At 70.8% G+C, this 20,157-nt stretch carries 17 protein-coding genes and 1 pseudogene; 7 read left to right on the top strand and 11 right to left on the bottom strand.

Features of this window, described 5'->3' with window-relative positions; translation table 11 throughout:
* The first annotated feature begins 6 nt into the window (after positions 1-6).
* The 3 genes from ilvA to OG538_RS13075 all read left to right on the top strand — a co-directional run bounded on the left by ilvA (position 7) and on the right by OG538_RS13075 (position 3,248).
* Entirely contained in the window at positions 7-1,236 is a 1,230-nt protein-coding gene (gene ilvA, locus OG538_RS13085) for a threonine ammonia-lyase (RefSeq protein WP_406093231.1), read from the top strand.
* Positions 1,237-1,386: 150 nt separating this feature from the next.
* Positions 1,387-2,400, top strand: coding sequence for an ATP-binding cassette domain-containing protein (locus OG538_RS13080; RefSeq protein ID WP_406093229.1), 1,014 nt, complete (start codon positions 1,387-1,389; stop codon positions 2,398-2,400).
* The gene (locus tag OG538_RS13075) at positions 2,397-3,248 is read left to right on the top strand and encodes an ABC transporter permease (RefSeq protein ID WP_406093227.1); all 852 of its coding nucleotides are present in this window, start codon (positions 2,397-2,399) and stop codon (positions 3,246-3,248) included. The genes OG538_RS13080 and OG538_RS13075 overlap by 4 nt, the downstream gene beginning before the upstream one ends.
* Positions 3,249-3,304: 56 nt before the next feature.
* Here the strand turns inward: OG538_RS13075 and greA are convergent, their stop codons facing one another.
* Positions 3,305-3,802 (bottom strand): transcription elongation factor GreA, encoded by a 498-nt coding sequence (greA, locus tag OG538_RS13070; RefSeq protein ID WP_384128716.1) that lies wholly within the window; start codon positions 3,800-3,802, stop codon positions 3,305-3,307.
* Positions 3,803-3,991: 189 nt separating this feature from the next.
* Positions 3,992-4,402 (bottom strand): DUF4307 domain-containing protein, encoded by a 411-nt coding sequence (locus tag OG538_RS13065; protein ID WP_406093224.1) that lies wholly within the window; start codon positions 4,400-4,402, stop codon positions 3,992-3,994.
* A 97-nt stretch (positions 4,403-4,499) separates the two neighbouring features.
* Between OG538_RS13065 and mca the strand changes: the two genes are divergently transcribed.
* On the top strand, positions 4,500-5,381 hold the full coding sequence (mca, locus tag OG538_RS13060) for a mycothiol conjugate amidase Mca (protein ID WP_406093222.1): 882 nt from the start codon (positions 4,500-4,502) through the stop codon (positions 5,379-5,381).
* 1 nt (position 5,382) lies between these two features.
* Positions 5,383-5,628 (top strand): hypothetical protein, encoded by a 246-nt coding sequence (locus tag OG538_RS13055; protein WP_406093220.1) that lies wholly within the window; start codon positions 5,383-5,385, stop codon positions 5,626-5,628.
* Positions 5,629-5,730: 102 nt separating this feature from the next.
* Here OG538_RS13055 and OG538_RS13050 read toward each other — a convergent pair whose 3' ends face one another.
* From OG538_RS13050 to OG538_RS13025, 6 genes and pseudogenes are all read right to left on the bottom strand, one after another.
* Positions 5,731-6,573, bottom strand: a complete 843-nt coding sequence (locus OG538_RS13050) for a sulfurtransferase (protein WP_406093218.1) — start codon at positions 6,571-6,573, stop codon at positions 5,731-5,733.
* A gap of 139 nt (positions 6,574-6,712) precedes the next feature.
* Complete coding sequence (locus OG538_RS13045) at positions 6,713-9,940, bottom strand: tetratricopeptide repeat protein (RefSeq protein ID WP_406100107.1); 3,228 nt, start codon at positions 9,938-9,940, stop codon at positions 6,713-6,715.
* A 239-nt stretch (positions 9,941-10,179) separates the two neighbouring features.
* On the bottom strand, positions 10,180-10,413 hold the full coding sequence (locus OG538_RS13040; RefSeq protein WP_406093216.1) for a helix-turn-helix domain-containing protein: 234 nt from the start codon (positions 10,411-10,413) through the stop codon (positions 10,180-10,182).
* A complete protein-coding gene (locus OG538_RS13035) occupies positions 10,413-11,000 on the bottom strand; it encodes a DUF2975 domain-containing protein (protein WP_406093214.1) in 588 nt (195 codons plus the stop codon). Before OG538_RS13035 ends, OG538_RS13040 begins: the two co-directional genes overlap by 1 nt.
* 131 nt (positions 11,001-11,131) lie before the next feature.
* On the bottom strand, positions 11,132-12,445 hold the full coding sequence (locus OG538_RS13030) for a hypothetical protein (protein ID WP_406093212.1): 1,314 nt from the start codon (positions 12,443-12,445) through the stop codon (positions 11,132-11,134).
* A gap of 310 nt (positions 12,446-12,755) precedes the next feature.
* A pseudogene (locus OG538_RS13025) lies at positions 12,756-12,945 on the bottom strand (Uma2 family endonuclease); the annotation flags it as partial.
* A 74-nt stretch (positions 12,946-13,019) separates the two neighbouring features.
* Here OG538_RS13025 and OG538_RS13020 point away from each other — a divergent pair.
* Entirely contained in the window at positions 13,020-15,038 is a 2,019-nt protein-coding gene (locus OG538_RS13020) for a thioredoxin domain-containing protein (protein WP_406093210.1), read from the top strand.
* Between the two features lie 46 nt (positions 15,039-15,084).
* On the opposite strand, the gene OG538_RS13015 is transcribed toward OG538_RS13020, so the two are convergent.
* From OG538_RS13015 to OG538_RS13005, 3 genes are all read right to left on the bottom strand, one after another.
* Positions 15,085-15,717, bottom strand: coding sequence for a TetR/AcrR family transcriptional regulator (locus tag OG538_RS13015; protein ID WP_406093208.1), 633 nt, complete (start codon positions 15,715-15,717; stop codon positions 15,085-15,087).
* 11 nt (positions 15,718-15,728) lie between these two features.
* Positions 15,729-17,246 carry an MFS transporter gene (locus OG538_RS13010; protein WP_406093206.1) on the bottom strand — a complete coding sequence of 506 codons (1,518 nt, stop codon included), beginning with the start codon at positions 17,244-17,246 and terminating at the stop codon, positions 15,729-15,731.
* 147 nt (positions 17,247-17,393) lie between these two features.
* Positions 17,394-18,095, bottom strand: coding sequence for a hemolysin III family protein (locus tag OG538_RS13005; protein WP_406093204.1), 702 nt, complete (start codon positions 18,093-18,095; stop codon positions 17,394-17,396).
* A 211-nt stretch (positions 18,096-18,306) separates the two neighbouring features.
* Here OG538_RS13005 and OG538_RS13000 point away from each other — a divergent pair, with 211 nt between their 5' ends.
* Positions 18,307-20,133 carry a phosphoenolpyruvate carboxykinase (GTP) gene (locus OG538_RS13000; RefSeq protein ID WP_406093202.1) on the top strand — a complete coding sequence of 609 codons (1,827 nt, stop codon included), beginning with the start codon at positions 18,307-18,309 and terminating at the stop codon, positions 20,131-20,133.
* Positions 20,134-20,157 lie beyond the last annotated feature (24 nt).

Genomic DNA, 20,157 nt, shown 5'->3' with positions numbered 1-20,157 from the left:
TGCGGTATGAACTTCCCGCCGCCCGGCCGTTTTCCTCCGCTGATCCTCGATGACGTCCGGGGAGCGCAGAAGATGCTCTCCGGGGTCGCCAAGGTCACTCCGCTGGAGGGCAGCCGCCATCTGTCGGCGCTGGTGGGCGCGCCCGTCCAGTTCAAGTGCGAGAACCTGCAGCGGACCGGGTCGTTCAAACTGCGGGGCGCGTACGTACGGATCTCGGGCCTCACCCCGGTCGAACGGGCCGCCGGCGTCGTCGCCGCGAGTGCCGGAAACCATGCGCAGGGTGTCGCGCTCGCGTCTGCGCTGCTCGGCGTACGCTCGACGGTCTTCATGCCGGTCGGGGCGCCGCTGCCCAAGATCGCCGCGACCCGTGAGTACGGAGCGCAGGTGCGGCTGCACGGCCACGTCGTCGACGAGACGCTCGCCGCGGCGCAGGAGTACGCGCACGAGACCGGCGCGGTCTTCATCCACCCCTTCGACCACCCGGACATCATCGCGGGGCAGGGCACCGTGGGCCTGGAGATCCTGGACCAGTGCCCCGAGGTGCGCACGATCGTCGTGGGCATCGGCGGCGGCGGCCTCGCGGCGGGGATCGCCGTGGCCGTGAAGGCGGTCCGGCCCGACGTGCGGATCATCGGTGTGCAGGCGGCCGGCGCCGCCTGCTACCCGCCGTCACTCGCCGCCGGTCGCCCCGTGTCGATCGGCTCGCTCCAGACGATGGCGGACGGCATCAAGGTGGGCCGCCCCGGCGACGTACCGTTCGGCCTGGTCCGGGAGCTGGTCGACGAGGTCCGTACGGTCTCCGAGGACGAGCTGTCCAGTGCCCTGCTGCTCTGTCTGGAGCGGGCGAAGATGGTGGTGGAGCCGGCCGGGGCGAGCCCGGTGGCCGCGCTGCTGAGCGACCCGAAGTCGTTCCGCGGGCCGGTGGTGGCCCTCCTGTCCGGCGGCAACGTGGACCCGCTGCTGATGCAGCGCATCCTCACCCACGGCATGTCGGCGGCGGGCCGGTATCTGAGCCTGCGGCTGCGCCTGACGGACCGCCCGGGTGCGCTGGCGACCATGCTGGGCGTGCTCACGGTGGCCGACGCCAACGTCCTGGACATCAGTCACGTGCGGACCGACCCCCGGCTCGGCCTCACGGAGGCCGAGGTGGAACTGCATCTGGAGACCAAGGGCCCCGAGCACTGCGAGGAGGTCGCCGCGGCGCTGCGCGGGGCGGGCTATCTGGTGATGGACTGACCCCTTGTTGGTCGCGATGTATCGCGTTACTGTGCGTGCGCCCGACCCGGTGACGCACGGGTGTTCGTGTCGTGTCTTCACCGGGCGCGGAAACTCGGGCAAATCTAGGATCTGTGAGGAAGTCACCCGAACGCACTGGGGGAATCCCATATGCCAGGCGCCATCTACGCCGAAGGTCTGGTGAAGACCTTCGGAGACGTACGAGCACTCGGCGGCGTCGACCTCGACGTGCCGCAAGGCACCGTCCTCGGACTTCTCGGCCCCAACGGAGCCGGCAAGACGACCGCCGTACGCGTCCTCACGACGCTGCTCAGACCCGACAGGGGCAGCGCCTTCGTCGCGGGCATCGACGTGCTGAAGAAACCCAACGAGGTGCGGCGCTCGATCGGGCTCTCCGGCCAGTTCGCCGCCGTCGACGAATACCTGACCGGTCGCGAGAACCTCCAGATGGTCGGCCAGCTCTACCAGATGTCGTCCCGCGACGCGAAGGCCAGGGCGGCGGAACTCCTGGAGCGCTTCAACCTCGCCGACGCGGCCGACCGCACCGCCAAGACCTACTCCGGGGGCATGCGCCGCCGCCTGGACCTCGCGGCGGCACTCGTCGTCTCGCCGCCGGTCATGTTCATGGACGAGCCGACCACCGGCCTCGACCCCCGCAACCGGCAGCAGCTCTGGGACGTCATCGAGGAGCTCGTCGCAGGCGGCACGACACTGCTGCTCACCACGCAGTACCTGGAGGAGGCCGACCGCCTCGCCCACGACATCTGCGTGATCGACCACGGTCTCGTCATCGCCCGCGGCACCTCCGACCAGCTCAAGGCGCGGACCGGCGGCGAACGCGTCGAGGTCGTCGTCCAGCAGCGCGATCAGATCGACCCGGCCCGGGAGGTCCTCGCCCACCTGGGCAAGGGCGATGTCGCCATCGTCCCGCACATGCGCAAACTGACAGTTCCGGTCGACGGCGGCGCCAAACTGCTCGCCGAGGTCATCCGCGACCTCGACGCCCGAGGCGTGGAGATCGACGACATCGGGCTGCGCCGCCCCACCCTCGACGACGTGTTCATCTCCCTCACCGGTCACGCGGCCGAGCAGGAGAGGACCGACGAGAACAACGGGAGCGGGACGGACCCGCAGCCCGCCGTCCGGACGGAGGCAGGGACATGAGTGCCGTGACCGAGGCGACCTCAGCCCCCGTGCCCCGGGGGGCCGGCGGTATCGGCCAGTCCGCCCGCGACTCGCTGGTCATCGCGCGCCGCAACCTCATCCGCATGACCAGAATTCCCGAAGTGGTACTTTTCGGGCTCATTCAGCCGATCATGTTCGTGGTGCTGTTCAGCTACGTGTTCGGCGGCTCGATGAACATCGGAGGGTCGACGGATCCCGTCGTCTACCGCAACTTCCTGATGGCCGGGATCTTCGCGCAGACCGTCACCTTCGCCACGGCCGGGGCGGGTGCGGGGATCGCCGACGACATGCACAAGGGTCTCGTCGACCGGTTCCGCTCGCTGCCCATGGCGCGCGGTGCGGTGCTCACCGGCCGCACCCTGGCCGACCTCGTCCAGACCATGTTCACCGTGCTGGTGCTCACGATCGTCGCCCTGCTCGTCGGCTGGCGCATCCACGAGGGCATCGCCAAGGCGCTGGGCGCGTTCGGGCTGCTCCTGCTGCTGGGATACGCCTTCTCCTGGATCGGCGCGCTGATCGGCCTGTCCGTCCGCACCCCGGAGGCGGCCACCTCGGGCGGGCTGATCTGGCTGTTCCCGGTGACGTTCATCTCCAACGCCTTCGTGGACTCCAGCCAGATGGCGGGCTGGCTCCAGCCCATCGCCGACTGGAACCCGTTCAGCGCGACCGTCCAGGCCTGCCGGGTGCTCTTCGGGAACCCGGGCGTCTCGACCTCGGACGCCTGGCCGATGCAGCATCCGGTCTGGGCCTCGCTGATCTGGTCCGTACTGATCATCGTGGTCTTCCGGACCCTGGCGGTGCGCAAGTACCGCTCGGTCGCCGTCTGAGCACAGCACGGAGCCCCGGCCGCATGCGGCCGGGGCTCCGTCATGAAGTGGTCGGATCAGCCGGTGTACGGCTTCGCCGAAAGGATCTTCACCGTGGCGGTCTTGCCGTTCGGCAGCTCGTAGTCCGCGCTCTCGCCCATCTTCTTGCCGTTCACGCCCACGCCGAGCGGGGACTGCGGGGAGTACGTCTCGATGTCCGCGCTCGCGTACTCACGGGAGGCCAGGAGGAAGGTCGTCGTGTCGTCGTCATCGCCGTCGAAGGCGATCGTCACGACCATGCCGGGCTCGACCACGCCGTCGTCGGCCGGCGCCTCGCCGACCTTCGCGTGCTCCAGGAGCTGGGTCAGCTGGCGCACCCGGAGCTCCATCTTGCCCTGCTCCTCCTTGGCGGCGTGGTATCCGCCGTTCTCGCGCAGGTCGCCCTCTTCACGGGCCGCCGCGATCTTGACGGCGATCTCCGTGCGCGCGGGACCAGACAGGTACTCCAGCTCGGCCTTGAGCTGGTTGTACGCCTCCTGCGTGAGCCAGGTGACGTTTTCGCTGGTCTGGGTCACAGGGTGCTCCTCGTCGGTACTGGGAATACAAAGCATCGCCCTACCCCGAAGCATGCGCTTCTACGGGTGGGCGAAACCACGAGCCTAACAATTCACCGGGGAAAGGGGGAGGAGGTAAACGGCTGAGAGTGTTGAACCGCAGGTCAGAGCCATCAGGAGTGGCTCACGACACCCGTGCGGCGGTCAACGCTACGCCCCGCCGTCCTCCGTGCACCCGAGCAGCTCGACGCTCGTCGCCCTGGACGTCGTACGCAGGCTGAGCACCTGGTCGATCCGGTCGGTGTCGCCGTCGAAGCGGAAGTCCTTGCGGGCGACCTCCATGCCGTCCTCGCTCTGTGAGCGGAGGGTGCAGTAGCCCTTGGCGTCCCGGTCCTTGCGGACCTCCAGGTGCACCTCGACGCGGCCGTCCGAGACGACCTTGAACTTGATCATCTCGGCGCTGAGGGCCTGGCCGCTCACATAGCCGTAACCGATCCAGCCGACCACGGCCAGCAGGGCGACGCCGAGGACCGAGCCGATGATCTTGAGCTGGCGGTCCGCGCGTTGGTCCGCCGACCGGCCGTAACGGTTCCCGGGAAGCGCCTCGCGCACCGCTGTCATGATCGTTCCTCCCGTACCGGAGATCGAGGAATTTTCCACCCCCCGGTTCGGTCACTATAGAAGTTGCACTTCGCGACCAATCACTGAGGATCGAGTCTTGACTGAGCAGCTTCGACTGATGGCCGTACACGCCCACCCCGACGACGAGTCGAGCAAGGGCGCGGCCACCATGGCCAAGTATGTGTCCGAGGGGGTGGACGTGCTGGTCGTGACCTGCACGGGAGGCGAGCGCGGCTCCATCCTCAACCCGAAACTCCAGGGCGACGCGTACATCGAGGAGCACATCCACGAGGTGCGCAAGAAGGAGATGGACGAGGCCCGGGAGATCCTGGGCGTCAAGCAGGAGTGGCTCGGCTTCGTCGACTCGGGCCTGCCCGAGGGCGACCCGCTGCCCCCGCTGCCCGAGGGCTGCTTCGCGCTGGAGGACGAGACCGTGGCGGCGGGCCGCCTCGTCGCGAAGATTCGCGCCTTCCGCCCGCAGGTCGTCACCACGTACGACGAGAACGGGGGCTACCCGCACCCCGACCACATCATGACCCACACGATCTCGATGATCGCCTTCGAGGGCGCGGCGGACACCGAGAAGTTCCCCGAGGCGGAGTTCGGACCCGCCTGGACGCCGCAGAAGCTCTACTACAACCAGGGCTTCAACAAGCCGCGCACGGTCGCGCTGCACGAGGCGCTGCTGGCCCGCGGCCTGGAGTCGCCGTACGGGGACTGGCTGGAGCGCTGGAAGGAGTTCGAGCGCGCGGAGCGCACGCTGACCACGCATGTTCCGTGCGCGGACTTCTTCGAGATCCGCGACAAGGCACTGATCGCGCACGCGACGCAGATCGACCCGGACGGCGGCTGGTTCCGCGTCCCGATGGACATCCAGCGGGAGGTCTGGCCGACCGAGGAGTACGAGCTGGCGAAGTCCCTCGTCGATACCTCCCTCCCCGAGAGCGACCTCTTCGCGGGCATCCGCGACAATGCCTGATATGTACGCGACTCAGGCACTGACGCACCTCGTCCCGCTCGCCGAGGAACTCGACAAGAACAAGGTGACCCCCGGGGTCCTCGGCTTCATCGTCTTCGCAGCGCTCGCCGTGGGCGTGTGGCTGCTGATGAAGTCGATGAACCGGCACATGGGGAAGGTCGACTTCGAGGAGGCCCCGGACGAACCGGAGGCGTCGGCCGGCGCGAAGGGCGCGGCGGAGCCCGCGGGGTCCGCGAAGCGGAAGTAGGCAGTGGCGGGGCGGTGCCGGGCGACCGGTCCGCTCCGCCTGCGCCGTGTCGGCGGTACCGCGCTCACGCACCCACGGCCGCGGGGCGGGCCCGGCGCGCGCTCACGCGCCCACAGCCACGGGCCGGGCCGGGTCCGCGATCCACTCGCTCCACGATCCGGCGTACAGCGCCGCGTCGAAGCCGGCCAGGCGCAGCGCCAGGACCTGGTGTGCGGCGGTCACCCCGGAACCGCAGTAGGCGGCCAGTGGCCGGCCGGGGGTGAGGCCCAGACCGGCGAAGCGGCGGCGCAGCTCCTCGGGCGAGCGGAACCGCCCGTCCGGGGCGCTGTTGTCGAAGGTGGGTGCGGAGAGTGCCCCGGGGATGTGACCGGCGACGGGGTCGAGGGGCTCGACCTCGCCGCGGAAGCGCTCCGGGAGGCGCGAGTCGAGCAGGAAGCCCTGGGCGGCCACCTCCGGGACCTCCTCCACCGTCAGCAGCGGCAGTCCGCCGGGCGCACCGGAGAAGGCGCCCGGGGCCGCCGGTGTGCCGGGCCCGGTCTCTACCGGTGCGCCGGCCCGGACCCACGCCTCGTAGCCACCGTCCAGGACCCGGACCGAGGGGTGGCCGTAGTAGCGCAGCATCCACCACAGCCGGGCGGAGATGGTGGCGTCCCGCTGGTCGTAGACCACCACGGGCCGGTCACGGTCGATGCCGAGCCGGCGCGTCACTGCCAGGAACGCCTCGGCCTCCGGCAGGGGATGCCGCCCGCCGGGGCCGGGTGGCGCGGCAAGGTCGGCGTCCAGATCGGCGCGGACGGCTCCGGGGAGGTGGCCGTCCAGGTAGCGCTGCGACGGTGGCGGGCCCTGCGGGCCCCAGCGGACGTCGAGCACCGTGGGCGGGGCCGAGTCCGCCGCCAGCAGCGCGCGCAGCTCGTCGACCTGGATCAGCGGGTCCGTCTCGGACATCTCACTCCTTGGCTCTGGCTGGGCGGGTACCGCTCCCGCCCCGGTCATCATGGCAGCGACGAGGCCCCACGCTTCCGGGTACGCGTCCAGCGCCCGGCGTGTGGCCCGCGCGTGCCGCCGCGGTGCCGTACGCCCGTGTCTACGGCCTTCCCGGGACGGCGACGCCCATGATCTCCCGGGCCTGGCGGGTCGGGGTCAGGCCCAGGCGCCAGGCCTGCCAGCCGTCCTCCAGGTCCACGCCCCGGTTCAGAACCACCCGGAACGCCTCCGCGCAGTCCTCCAGTTTCGCGTCCCGCGTCGGATGGCCGGCCTCCATCAGTTCGCCCAGCTCCTGCTGGGCCACCACCGTGCCCACCTCGATGCCGCCCGGCGAGGCGTACGGCAACAGCGTGCAGCGCAGGAAGCGGGCCCAGTCCGCGCCCCGCGCGTCGCCGTACGAGTCGAACAGCGCGGCTGCCTCGCCGCACAGCTCCAGGGCCTGCGGCGCGCGCTGGTTGCCCGCGTCGATCAGGACCAGCTCCAGGGCCGTCCAGGCCTCCCCGTGGGCGACCCCGATGCGCCGGAAGTCGGCCCGGGCGTCGACGAGCAGCTGGCGGGCGAGACCGGAATTGCGCAGGTTGCCCGTCTGGGCGGCCCGCTGGTCGCGGGTGACGCGCCCCGAGTGGTGGCGGGTGCACGCCAGCCCGTACACGTCCCGCATTCGCGAGAACATCGTGCGGGCCCGCTCCAGCTGCCGCACCGCCTGATCGGTCTCGCCGGTCTCCTCCAGCGCCTGGCCCAGGTAGTAGAGCGTCCATGCCTCGCCCCGCGCGTCCTCGCTGTCGCGGTGGCGGGCCAGGGCGGCGTTCAGCTGCTCGACCGCGGGGACCGGATCGCCGTCCAGCAGCCGGGCCCGGGCCAGCTGGGTCAGCGCCCACGCCTCGCCCCGCTCGTCCCGGGTCCGCCCGTACAGATCCAGGGCCGTGCGCAGCGCCGCCTCGGCCCGCTCCACATCGCCCATCCGCAGCAGCACCTGACCCAGCTGGAACTGCGTCCACGCCTCCCCGTGCAGCGACTCGCCCTCGCGGTGCAGGACCAGCGCCGTGTCCAGGAGCTCCAGCGCCTCGGGCAGGTGGGCCCGGTCGCGCTCCACCGCGGCCAGCGCATGCAGCGACCAGGCCCGGTCCTCCGCCTGCGCCGCGGAGGACTGCAGCTCGATCGCCTCGCGCAGCCGCGCCGCCGCCTCCGTCAGATTGCCCTGGTGGTGCAGCGTGATGCCGAGCGAGCACAGTGCCAGCGCCGTACCCGAATCGTTCTGCGCCTCCCGGTACAGGCCGACGACGGACGACAGCGTGGTGCGGGCCTTGTCCAGTTCGCCGAGCTGGCGGGCCGCGATACCGGTCCGCCACTGCACCGACCGCTCCAGCAGCCCCTGGTCCACCGCCTGCGTCAACTCGCTGATCTCGCCCAGCCGGTAGAGGTCGCCGCGCAGCAGGCAGTAGTCGCACAGCGCGCCCAGGAGGTCGAGCACCGCGCCCTGGTCGACGCCCTCGCTGTGCCGCAGCGCGGAGGTGATGAAGCTCGACTCGTCGTCCAGCCAGCGCAGCGCCGCGTCGAGGGAACCGAACCCGTGCGGCCCGAACTGCCCGGCCCGGGTGGACATCTTGCCGTCGACCATGCGGATCACCGATCCGGCCAGCTCGGCGTAGTTCGCGATGAGCCGTTCCTGTGCGGCCGTGCGGTCCGCGGCCTCCTCCTCGTCGTTCAGCCGCGCCAGGGCGAAGCCCCGTACGAGATCGTGCAGCCGGTAGCGCGAGCCCCGCACATGAGTCAGCAGACCGGCTCCGGACAGGGCGGTCAGCAGCCGTCCGGCCTCCTGCTCGTCGGCCGACAGCAGTGCGGCGGCGGCCGCGGCGCCCAGGCTGGCGCGCCCGGCCAGCGCGAGCCTGCGCAGCAGCCGCCGCGCCTGCTCGGACTGGTCGGTGTAGCGCAGCCACAGGGCCCGCTCGACCGGCGGGACCGGCCCGTACGCGGCCAGGTCGGCGGCCAGCGCGCTCGGGGTGCGCTCCCCGAGCGAGGATCCCGCTATCCGCAGGGCGAGCGGCAGGCCTCCGCAGAGCTCGGTGATCGCCTCGCTCGACGGGTAGTCGTAAAGACCCTGCCCGTCCTCCTGGGACGCCTCTCGCAGCAACTCCTCGGCGCCCGCCGGGTCCAGAGCCCCGACCTCCAGCTGATGCACCCAGGCCGGCAGGGTCTCCGGGAGGTCGAGCGGCTCCCGGGCGGTGACCAGGACGAGGCTGTCCGAACGCTCCGGAATGAGGGTGCGGACCTGTGCGGCATCGCTCGCGTCGTCGAGGACGACCGTCACCGGAGTGCCGGTCAGATGCTGGTGGTACAGCTCGCTGAGCCGGCGCACCTGCTGCTCGGCGGAGGAGCTGTCGCGGAACAGCAGTTGCTCACGGGGGGCGCCGAGCCGGTTCAGCAGGTGCAGCAGCGCGTCCCGGGTCGGCAGCGGCGGCTCGTCGTCGGCGCCCCCGCGCAGATCCACCACGCAGGCGCCCCGGAACTGGTCCTTCAGGCTGTGCGCCGCCCGCACGGCCAGTGTGGTGCGCCCGGCGCCCGGCGGACCGTGCAGCACGACGACCGTCGGCTTCGTCTCCGTCGAGGCGCGGGCCGCGTGCACCCACTGGGCGATCCTGGCCAGCTCGGCCCGACGGCCGGCGAACTCGCCTTCGGCAGTGGGCAGATGGCTGAAGGACTGCTCAAGGATCGAGCGCATGCGGGCTGCTGCACTGCGGTCCCCGCCCCGCAGTTGCGGTGCGGACCGGTCCGCCGCGGCCTTCTTCTTCGCCGGAGTGCGGGACGAGGCGGTCAGCATGCGCTGCTGGTCGACGAAGGGGCGTATGCCGCGTACTTCCAGGGCCGTGAGCCACTCAAGGCGCAGCTGTTCCGTGCCCCCGGGCTGGCCGAGCGCGCCGGCCCGGCGGTGCGCCGCCGGCCAGTGCGAGGCGGTGACCTTGGCGACGGTGGCGGTGGCGCCCGCGACCGCGACGACAGCGCCCGCGCCGAGTGCCAGGCCGCTCGCAGTGCCGAGCGCCACGTCCGCGCCGAAGGCCGCGATGGCGGCAACTCCCGTGACCAGTAGGGGCGTTCCGATCGATGCCCGACTGAACCGCTGGGCCAGTGGTTGCTGCCCGGCCGTCGCGGCGTCGAGCGCCTGGGTGTACGCGACGTACTCCTCGCCCGCCCCGGCTGCCAGCGAGTCGAGCGCGGCGCGGCCGCGTGCCATCAGCGTGCCGGGGTCGGTCCGGCCGCCGGAACGGCGCACCTCTTCCTCCACGGCCCGTGCCAACAGCCGTTCGGCTTCCGCCCGGTGGCTGTCCCGCATCCGCATGAGTCCCCCTCGGTTCCTGCCCCTTGGGCCGGTGCGGCATCCGGCCGCATGGAGGACCAGTCTCCTGCTTGGGGCCGGTGTGCGACAGGGAGTCTGCGGGACTGTGCCGACGTGGCGTCACCCCCGCGGCCGCCCGTCACGACAAGTGTGCGTGATTCCGCGGCAGTTGACCTGCCCGTCGGTGTCTTCCCCGTGGCGGGCGGGGTGCGGTTTCTGCCCGTCGCCGGGTCGGGTCAGGCAGGTCCGGCGGGGTCGAAGGTGATCAGGTCCCCCGGCTGGCACCGGAGGACCTCGCAGATCTTCGACAGGGTCGAGAAGCGTACGGCCTTGGCCCGTCCGTTCTTGAGTACGGACAGGTTGACGACGGTGATGCCCACCTGAGAGGAGAGTTCGGTCAGTGTCATGCCGCGCTCGGCGAGGACCCGGTCGAGGTGGATCCGGATCCCGTGGATTTCGTCTTCGGGCATCAGATGGTCGCTTCGATGTCTTCGCGCATGCGCACACCCTCGCGCATGATCCGCCCCATGATCACCGCGCCCAGGCCGGCGAGGGTGAGTGCCGTCGGGCCGGTGAGATGGATCCCGGAGCCCACCACCGGACCCATGCTCCCGGCGAGCCAGGACTGCGACGAGCCGACGACGAGGCCGGCCAGCGGCGTGCCCGCGGCTACGAGCCAGCCGAGAGCCGAGAGCCGGTCTGCCACCGTGTCCGTGAACGGCCCCTGCTCCAGGACGCCCGTCAGCAGCCGGGAGAAGAGCAGCAGTGCGAGGGCGCCGAACAGGAGCCAGGGCAGCTGGCCCCCGAGGTCGGCGGCCCGCTGTCCCGCGGAGGGGCTGTCCTGGCAGAGGCGTGCGGTGCTGCTGGACGCCTCGACCCCCTTGCCGACAGGCGGGCCGTCCGGCCCGAAAGAGGCGTTGGCCCAGAAGTCCGTCTTCACGCAGACCGCGCCGTCGTCGAGCATGTGCGAGGCCGCCGTGCCCAGGAAGGCGAGCCCGCAGAGCACCGCCAGGCCGAAGGTGACCGAGGCCAGAGTCTTCGTGAGTCGCGTGTTCACCCGTGTCCTCCATATCGATGGTCGATATGGAGGACACTAGGGGAGCATATCGATATTCGACAAGTCGATGCTTCCGGCGCGGCCTGACTGGACGGGGCGGGCGCGAACCCGCCCCGTCCGGGCGGACGTCGTTACCGCTGGCGGGCGGCGCGGCGACGGGCCACCAGGACTCCGCCCGCCCCGAGGATCACGGCGCCGGCGGCCGCGGCTGCGAGGGGCAGGGTGGAGCCGGAGCCGGTCTCCGCCAGGTCACCGCCCGTGGAGGACGAGCCCGAGGTACCCGTGGCGGAGCTGCCGCCCGTGGTGGAGGTCCCGGAGCCGGACGTCGAACCGGAACCGGACGCCGAGCCGGAACCGCCGGACGCGGACGTGCCCGAGCCGCCGGAGCCGGACGTGGAGCCGGAGCTGTCGGAGCCGGACGTGCCCGAACCGCCCGTGCCGGACGTGGAGCCGCTGCCGCCCGTGGCGCCGGCGCCCTCGACGTCGAGCAGGATGTCCGCCGAGTCGTTCGACTTGATCGGGTCGAAGGGCCGGGACTTCTCTTCGAGCGCCACCGAGCCCTTGGCCCCGGGCACGGCCTTGTTGATCTTCAGCTTGAACTTGTAGGTGTGCTCGGTATTCGGGTGCATGAACGAGCTGCTGGTGCCGCAGACGTACGCCCCCTGCCCCTGGTCCCGGCAGGAGTGGGTCCCGGTGACCGTCGTGCCGGCAGGCATCTTGATGTGGACGTTGGTCACGGATTCGTAGGGCTCCCCTGCCACCCAGCCCGGTCCTGCATTGGTGAACTTCACCGTCAGCGGGACCGTGTCGCCGACCTTGCCCTTCAGTTGGGCGCCCGTCACCTGGAAGTCGGCCGTGCTCTTGGCGGTCACCTTCGTCCCGGCCCGGGCGGGCTCGGTGGAGCCCGGGGCGGCCGGGGTCTCGTCAGGTCGTTCCACCAGCTTTATCGCGGGCCCGGTGCCTTGAGTCGGCGAGCCCTCCGGGATCTGTATAGGGCTCTTGCTGACTCTCGCGGTCAGTTCGTCGTTCAGGGCGCTGTCTTGGATCCGCAGCTTCGGCCCCTCGGGCGCGTAGACGACACCGGGGCTCACCGTCTGGTCGAACTCGCAGATCAGGAGGTAGGACTGAGGCGCCTCGTCGGCGCCACCGTAGTTCTCGGTCGAGCAGTTGGAGGGCGTCGGGGAGGAATAGCCGAGGCCGATGGTCGCGGACCAGATCATCCAGACCTTGTCGAGCGCCTCGGTGCCCGTGTTCGTGAAGGAGCCCGGCAGGCCGACCTCGCTGCCCGGCTTCACCCCGTCGATCGGGCCGATCTTGCCCATCACGAGGCCGGTGTCCGGGTCTGCGGCACCCGCGGGCGCGGCACCCAGCGCGATCACCGCCACGGCGCCGACAGCAGTGGCGGTCCGGCGGAGGGTGCGGCGGCGGGGAGAAGCGTGGGCCATGGAAACCTCTGTATGAAGTGGCTTGACCGATGCGAGCATCGGAACAACGCAAGAACGTTTGTTCGTCCAGGAGACCTCCGACACCGCCGGAGGGTTGCACGGGAGCGGCGAACACATTCGGGACCGTGCTCCCGCAACGCACAGCCGGCATGGACACGGAGACGTTCTCGGTGACTCCGGAGCGGTTCTGCTTCATGGAATCAGTGTCAGACCGCCTCCATTGCATCCGCGAGATCGTCCGTGCACCGTCTGTTCCGATTCGGGGTTCCCGCGGTCGGTGCTGCGTTAGTGCGGGCGACTTCCCGATTCCCTACAGGACCTCAAGATCGACCGTGATGGAAAGGGCGCTGTGGCCTTCACCGTGCCGGTGACATCTCGCCGTCCCTGTATTCCTCGGTGGCGGGGTCGAGGACGTAGGTGTACGCGATGGGGACACCGGTGGCGGCCTGTTCAACCCGCCAGTAGAAGGGGATGCCGGCCTTGGCGTACTGGTCCACTTCACGAGCCGGGCCGAGCGAGGCGGGCCCGTGAGGGTTTCGCCGGTCGGGCCTGGCGCTGTGAGAGGCTGGGGTGTATGAACCGGTTGGCTGGTGTGACCTCGCCTTATTTGCTTCAGCACGCTGATAATCCGGTCGACTGGTGGCCGTGGGGACCTGAGGCGTTCGCGGAAGCGGAACGGCGCGACGTACCCGTGCTGTTGTCGGTCGGCTACTCCGCCTGCCACTGGTGCCACGTCATGGCGCACGAGTCCTTCGAGGACGAGGCCACCGCGGCGTACATGAACGAGCACTTCGTGAACGTGAAGGTCGACCGCGAGGAACGCCCCGACGTGGACGCCGTGTACATGGAGGCCGTGCAGGCTGCGACCGGGCAGGGCGGCTGGCCGATGACCGTCTTCCTCACCGCCGGCGCGGAGCCCTTCTACTTCGGCACCTACTTCCCGCCCGAGTCCCGCCACGGCCTGCCGTCGTTCCGCCAGGTCCTCGAAGGGGTGGCGGGGGCGTGGACCGACCGCCGGGACGAGGTCGGCGAGGTCGCCTCGCGCATCGTCCACGACCTGTCCGAGCGCACCCTCACCCAGGGCGGCGGGGGCGTGCCCGGCGAGCCGGAGCTCGCCCAGGCGCTGCTCGGACTGACCCGCGAGTACGACCAGAAGCACGGCGGCTTCGGCGGCGCGCCCAAGTTCCCGCCGTCGATGGCGATCGAGTTCCTGTTGCGCCACCACGCCCGCACCGGGGCGGACGGCGCACTCCAGATGGCGGCCGACACCTGTGAGGTGATGGCCAGGGGCGGGATCTACGACCAGCTCGGCGGCGGCTTCGCCCGCTATGCGGTGGACCGCGAGTGGGTCGTCCCGCACTTCGAGAAGATGCTCTACGACAACGCCCTGCTCTGCCGTGTGTACGCCCACCTGTGGCGCTCCACCGGATCCGAGCTCGCCCGCCGGGTGGCGCTGGAGACCGCCGACTTCATGGTCCGCGAACTGCGCACTGCCGAGGGCGGCTTCGCCTCCGCGCTGGACGCCGACAGCGAGGACGTGAACGGCAAGCACGTGGAGGGCGCGTACTACGTCTGGACGCCGGCGCAGCTGCGTGAGGTGCTGGGCGAGGAGGACGCCGTGTTCGCCGCGGAGCTCTTCGCGGTGACCGACGAGGGCACCTTCGAGGAGGGTTCCTCGGTGCTCCAGCTGCCGGGAGGCGGTTCCACGGAGGAGGCCCGCGCCGCCGATGTGCGGGCCCGGCTGCTTGCCGCCCGTGAGCTGCGCGCGCGGCCGGGGCGGGACGACAAGGTGGTCGCGGCGTGGAACGGCCTGGCGATCGCCGCACTCGCCGAGACGGGAGCCTACTTCGGCCGCCCCGACCTGATCGAGCGCGCCACCGAGGCGGCGGACCTGTTGGTGCGGCTCCACATGGGGCCCGTCGCCCGGCTCGTCCGTACGTCGAAGGACGGCCGCGCCGGTGAGCACGCCGGGGTGCTGGAGGACTACGGCGATGTCGCGGAGGGCTTCCTGGCCCTGGCCGCCGTCACCGGTGAGGGGACCTGGCTGGAGTTCGCGGGCTTCCTGACCGACATCGTGCTCCAGCACTTCACCGGCGACGGCGGGCAGTTGTACGACACGGCGGACGACGCCGAGCAGCTGATCCGCCGACCGCAGGACCCCACCGACAGCGCCACCCCGGCGGGCTGGACCGCGGCAGCCGGGGCGCTGCTCTCGTACGCCGCCTACACCGGGTCGGAACCCCACCGAACGGCTGCGGAAGGGGCGTTGGGCGTCGTGAAGGCGCTGGGCCCGCGGGCGCCGCGGTTCATCGGCTGGGGGCTCGCGGTGGCCGAGGCGCTGCTCGACGGTCCGCGCGAGGTGGCGGTCGCCGGACCGGTGGGCGGCGAGCTGCACCGTACGGCCCTGCTGGGGCGGACACCCGGCGCGGTGGTCGCGGCGGGGGAGACGGCGGGTTCGGAATTCCCGCTGCTGGCGGACCGCCCGATGCTGGACGGCGAGCCCACCGCCTATGTGTGCAGGCACTTCGTCTGCGAGGCGCCGACCACGGACCCGGAGGTGCTGGCCGGGGCGCTCGGCGGCGCCGGGGCCTGAGAGGTCTCCCGCTCCGAAGCGACACCGGCGGTCTTCGGGGCGCGGCTCACAGCCGCAGGCCGCCCTCCAGCGTGTCCAGTGCCTCGTCGACCATCGTGATGAGGTCGCCCTCCTGGCCGTGCTCGCCCCAGTACAGCGTGACCTCGCGCAGCGCACCCAGCACGGCCGCGATGAAGACCCGGATCCGCAGGTCGTCGGCGCTGCGGCCGGTGCGGTCGGCGAGCACCTGGGAGAGCAGCTTCGCCGTGTCCGACATGGTCTCCGTCATCCGGGCCCGGACGGCGGGGACTTCCACCATCAGCCGGGTGCGCCGGCGCAGTTCGTCGTCCTCCGCGGTCGCGAACGACATCAGTGCCTCGCGCATCGTCAATCGCAGCGATTCCAGCGGAGGTTCGTCCAGGGGACGGCTCCGGAGCACGGCCACCATGAGCGGGTCGTACTCGTCGGTGAGGACGATGTCCTCCTTGGTCGCGAAGTACCGGAACACCGTGCTCGGCGACACCTCGGCCGCCTCCGCGATCTGCTCGATGGTCGTCGCCTCGTAGCCCTGCTCCTGGATCAGGCGGTACGTCGCCTGCCGGATCGCGACCCGTGTCCTGAGCTTCTTGCGTTCACGCAGCCCCATGGGGGGCTGCGCCTCGGGTGCGGTGAAGGAGGGGGTCCGGGAGGTGGCGGCCATGCTCGCCATTGTCACGCATCGACAGGGGCGGCGGCCACGTCCGCGGATTCCACCGGCCGCCTGTCGGCCGAGGTCAGGAACGCCCCGACCAGCAGGGCACTGACCAGGGCCGTCACGGTGATGACGAGCAGCACCAGGCTCATCCCGTGCACATACGCCGCGTCGGCGGATTCCGCGAGCCGCTGGGCCCCGAGCCGTGCGGCGACGGCGTGGGCGGCGACGACCGATCCCCCGGCCGTGTCCGCTGCGGCCGCCGGGAGGCCCGTGGTGTCCAGCCGGCCGCTGTAGGCCCCCGCCAGCAGACTGCCCAGCAGAGCGATCCCGAGGGCGCTGCCCGTCTGCCGTACGGTCATCAGCAGCCCGGACCCGCTGCCTGCCCGGTCCGCGGGCAGGGCGCCGAGGGCCGCGTCCATGGCGGGGACGACGGCGAAGCCGAAGCCGACGCCGGCGACGGAGAGCCACAGCGCGGTGAAGCCGTAGCCGCTGTCGACGGTCGTGCGGCTGCCGAGCAGCGCGGCGAAGGCGAGCACCACGAGTCCGGCCGACATGGTGGCGCGGGCTCCGAACCGCCCGGTGACCGGGCCGCCGGCCTTCGCGGCGACGATCAGCCCGCCCATCATGGGCAGCATCCGCAGCCCCGTACCGAAGGCGTCGTGACCCAGGACGGCCTGGAGGTAGCCGGGCAGGATGAACATCAGCCCCGCCATCACGAACATCACGAGGGTGGCCGCGAGCGCGCTGAGCAGGAACGACCGCTGCCGCAGCAAGGACATGTCGAGCATCGGGCGGACGGCGCGGCGCTCCCGTACGACGAGCGAGGCGAGCAGTGCCGCACCGGCGGCCGTCACGGCGAGCACCAGCGGGTCGTCCCAACCGCGGCCCGGTGCCTCGATGATCGCGTAGATCAGGGCGCCGAGGCCGGTCGCGGTCAGCGCGGTGGAGACGAGGTCGACCTCGGGGGACGCGGGGTCCCGGGTCTCGGGGAGCAGGAACACGCAGGCGGTGATGCCGATGCCGACCATGGGGACGTTGACCAGGAAGATCGAGCCCCACCAGAAGTGGTCGAGGAGCCGGCCGCCGAGGATCGGGCCGAGCGGCATGCCGAGCGCGGAGGCGGCCGAGACGATGCCGATGGCCTTGATCCGGTCCTTCGGTTCGCCGAAGAGCGACGGCAGGACGGCGAGGGCGAGCGGCATGACGAGCGCGCCGCCGACGCCCATGACGCACCGGGCGACCACGACGCCGGTCACGCCGTCGGCGAGTGTTCCGGCGACCGAGCCGACGAGGAAGACGCCGAGGCCGGTGATGAGCATCCGGCGGCGGCCGAACCGGTCGCCCAGCAGGCCTGCCGGAAGCATCAGGGCGGCGAACACGACGACGTAGGCGTCGGCCATCCATTGCTGCTCACCGGTGGTGGCGCCGAGATCGCCCGCCATGGTCGGCAGCGCCACATTGAGGATCGTCATGTCGAAGCCGAGGACGAGCATGCTCGCCACCAGAGCTCCCAGGGCCCACCAGCGCCGGTTCATGGCTCACTCCTTTGAGAGTCGCAGTCAAATGGAAGTAACTCTCAAAAGGTGGGGAGTGTCAATGCGGAGGGGTCCTCCTGGTGTCCGGGCACGAAAAGGGCCGCGGCTCACAAGCCGCGGCCCTGGTCCTGGGGGTCGTCGCAGGGGTCAGTTGTGGTTGTACGCCACCAGTGAGATGCCGACGTAGTGGACGACGAAGGCGGCCAGGGTCAGCGAGTGGAAGACCTCGTGGAAGCCGAAGTAGCGCGGCGACGGGTTCGGCCGCTTGATGCCGTAGATGATGCCGCCGGCGCTGTAGAGCAGCCCGCCGACGACGACGAGCACCAGGACCGCGACGCCGCCGGTCCGCATGAAGTCCGGCAGGAAGAAGACCGCCGCCCAGCCCATCGCGATGTAGCAGGGGGTGTAGAGCCAGCGAGGGGCGCCGACCCAGAAGACCCGGAAGGCGATGCCGGCGAGCGCCGCCGCCCAGACCGCCCACAGGAGCGGGGCCCCGGTGGACTCGGGCAGCAGGAGCAGGGTCAGCGGGGTGTAGGTGCCTGCGATGATCAGGAAGATGTTCGCGTGGTCGAGTCTGCGCAGTACGGCCTCGCCGCGCGGCCCCCACGTACCGCGGTGGTAGACCGCGCTCACGCCGAAGAGCAGGCAGGCCGTCGCGATGTAGATCGCGCAGGCGATCCGGCCGCGGGTGCTGTCGGCCAGCGCGATGAGCACGATGCCCGCGATCAGGACCGCCGGGAACATCCCGGCGTGCAGCCAGCCGCGCATGCGTGGCTTCAGCTCGACATCGACGGTCCCGGCTGGTTCCAGCCCGGCGGGTTCGGGCGCGGCGGCGGAGGCGACAGTCATTACCGCATCGTACCTACGCCTCCGTAGGTACCGAATATGAGTGGCGATGCTCACGTGGGCGGCCCCCTGGACATATGGGCGGATCGGTCGGATGATCAAATGAGTGCGGTCGGCACCGGATGAGCGCCAGGGAATTCGAAGGGGTAGAAGCATCCGGGTCGCAGCCCCCACGGGGCACCTACCAGACAGACACCCTCATCAAGGAGCGATCGTGGCGCGCGACATCGCGGCTCCCCTCACTGTTCCCACCAACCACCAGGAGCTCGTCTCCTGGGTCGACGAGATCGCAGCCCTCACCGAACCGGACCGAGTGGTGTGGTGCGACGGCTCCGAGGCCGAGTACGAGCGCCTGTGCGGGGAGCTCGTCGCCAAGGGGACGTTCACCAAGCTCGACGAGATCAAGCGCCCGAACTCCTACTACGCGGCCTCCGACCCGAGCGATGTCGCGCGCGTCGAGACCCGGACGTTCATCTGCTCCGAGAAGGAAGAGGACGCAGGTCCGACGAACCACTGGAAGGACCCCGCCGAGATGCGGGAGATCTTCGTGGGGGAGAAGGGCGTCTTCCGCGGCTCCATGCGCGGCCGCACCCTCTACGTCGTGCCCTTCTGCATGGGGCCCCTCGGCTCGCCGCTCTCCGCCATCGGCGTCGAGATCACCGACTCCGCGTACGTCGCCGTCTCGATGCGCACCATGACGCGCATGGGGCAGGCCGTCCTCGACGAGCTCGGCACCGACGGCTTCTTCGTCAAGGCCGTCCACACACTCGGCGCACCCCTGGAGGAGGGCCAGGAGGACGTCCCGTGGCCCTGCAACTCGACCAAGTACATCTCGCACTTCCCGGAGGACCGCGAGATCTGGTCCTACGGCTCCGGCTACGGCGGCAACGCCCTCCTCGGCAAGAAGTGCTACGCGCTGCGCATCGCCTCCGTCATGGCGCGCGACGAGGGCTGGCTCGCCGAGCACATGCTGATCCTCAAGCTCACCCCGCCGCGCGGTGAGTCCACGTACGTCGCCGCCGCGTTCCCGAGCGCCTGCGGCAAGACCAACCTCGCCATGCTGGAGCCCACGATCTCCGGCTGGACCGTCGAGACCATCGGCGACGACATCGCCTGGATGCGGTTCGGCGAGGACGGCCGTCTCTACGCGATCAACCCCGAGGCCGGATTCTTCGGTGTCGCGCCCGGCACCGGCGAGCACACCAACGCCAACGCCATGAAGACGATGTGGGGCAACTCCGTCTTCACCAACGTCGCGCTCACCGACGACGGTGACGTGTGGTGGGAGGGCATGACCGAGGAGCTCCCCAAGCACCTCACGGACTGGAAGGGCAACGACTGGACCCCCGAGTCCGGCACGCCCGCCGCCCACCCCAACGCCCGCTTCACCGTCCCGGCCGGCCAGTGCCCGATCATCGCCCCCGAGTGGGAGGACCCGAAGGGCGTGCCGATCTCGGCCATCCTCTTCGGCGGCCGCCGCGCCTCGGCGGTCCCCCTGGTCACCGAGTCCTTCAACTGGCAGCACGGCGTCTTCCTCGGAGCCAACGTCGCCTCCGAGAAGACCGCCGCCGCCGAGGGCAAGGTCGGCGAGCTGCGCCGCGACCCGTTCGCCATGCTGCCGTTCTGCGGCTACAACATGGGCGACTACATGAACCACTGGCTCAAGGTCGGCGCGGACAAGCCGGACCAGTCCAAGCTCCCGAAGATCTACTACGTGAACTGGTTCCGCAAGAACGAAGCGGGCAAGTTCGTCTGGCCCGGCTTCGGTGAGAACAGCCGCGTCCTGAAGTGGATCGTGGAGCGCCTGGAGGGCAAGGCCGAGGGCGTCGAGACCCCCATCGGCATCCTGCCGGCCAAGGGCTCGATCGACACCGCGGGCCTGGACCTCGCCGAGTCCGACCTGGACTTCCTGCTCAACGTGGACAAGGAGGTCTGGCGCGAGGAGGCGGCGCTGGTCCCCGAGCACCTGAACACCTTCGGCGACCACACGCCGAAGGAGCTGTGGGACGAATACAGGGCCCTGGTCCAGCGCCTGGGCTGACCGCCCCTTCGATCTCCGCGCGCC

The organism is Streptomyces sp. NBC_01013 (genome assembly GCF_045162765.1).
GTDB lineage: Bacteria > Actinomycetota > Actinomycetes > Streptomycetales > Streptomycetaceae > Streptomyces.
This window is presented reverse-complemented; position numbering and strand designations above follow the sequence as displayed.

Coding starts and splice junctions, on each gene's coding strand:
- ilvA (WP_406093231.1), top strand. CDS start 7: ATGAACTTCCCGCCGCCCGGCCGTTTTCCTCCGCTGATCCTCGATGAC.
- OG538_RS13080 (WP_406093229.1), top strand. CDS start 1,387: ATGCCAGGCGCCATCTACGCCGAAGGTCTGGTGAAGACCTTCGGAGAC.
- OG538_RS13075 (WP_406093227.1), top strand. CDS start 2,397: ATGAGTGCCGTGACCGAGGCGACCTCAGCCCCCGTGCCCCGGGGGGCC.
- OG538_RS13065 (WP_406093224.1), bottom strand. CDS start 4,402: ATGACAGCGGTGCGCGAGGCGCTTCCCGGGAACCGTTACGGCCGGTCG.
- OG538_RS13055 (WP_406093220.1), top strand. CDS start 5,383: ATGTACGCGACTCAGGCACTGACGCACCTCGTCCCGCTCGCCGAGGAA.
- OG538_RS13050 (WP_406093218.1), bottom strand. CDS start 6,573: ATGTCCGAGACGGACCCGCTGATCCAGGTCGACGAGCTGCGCGCGCTG.
- OG538_RS13045 (WP_406100107.1), bottom strand. CDS start 9,940: ATGCGGGACAGCCACCGGGCGGAAGCCGAACGGCTGTTGGCACGGGCC.
- OG538_RS13040 (WP_406093216.1), bottom strand. CDS start 10,413: ATGCCCGAAGACGAAATCCACGGGATCCGGATCCACCTCGACCGGGTC.
- OG538_RS13030 (WP_406093212.1), bottom strand. CDS start 12,445: ATGGCCCACGCTTCTCCCCGCCGCCGCACCCTCCGCCGGACCGCCACT.
- OG538_RS13020 (WP_406093210.1), top strand. CDS start 13,020: ATGAACCGGTTGGCTGGTGTGACCTCGCCTTATTTGCTTCAGCACGCT.
- OG538_RS13015 (WP_406093208.1), bottom strand. CDS start 15,717: ATGGCCGCCACCTCCCGGACCCCCTCCTTCACCGCACCCGAGGCGCAG.
- OG538_RS13010 (WP_406093206.1), bottom strand. CDS start 17,246: ATGAACCGGCGCTGGTGGGCCCTGGGAGCTCTGGTGGCGAGCATGCTC.
- OG538_RS13005 (WP_406093204.1), bottom strand. CDS start 18,095: ATGACTGTCGCCTCCGCCGCCGCGCCCGAACCCGCCGGGCTGGAACCA.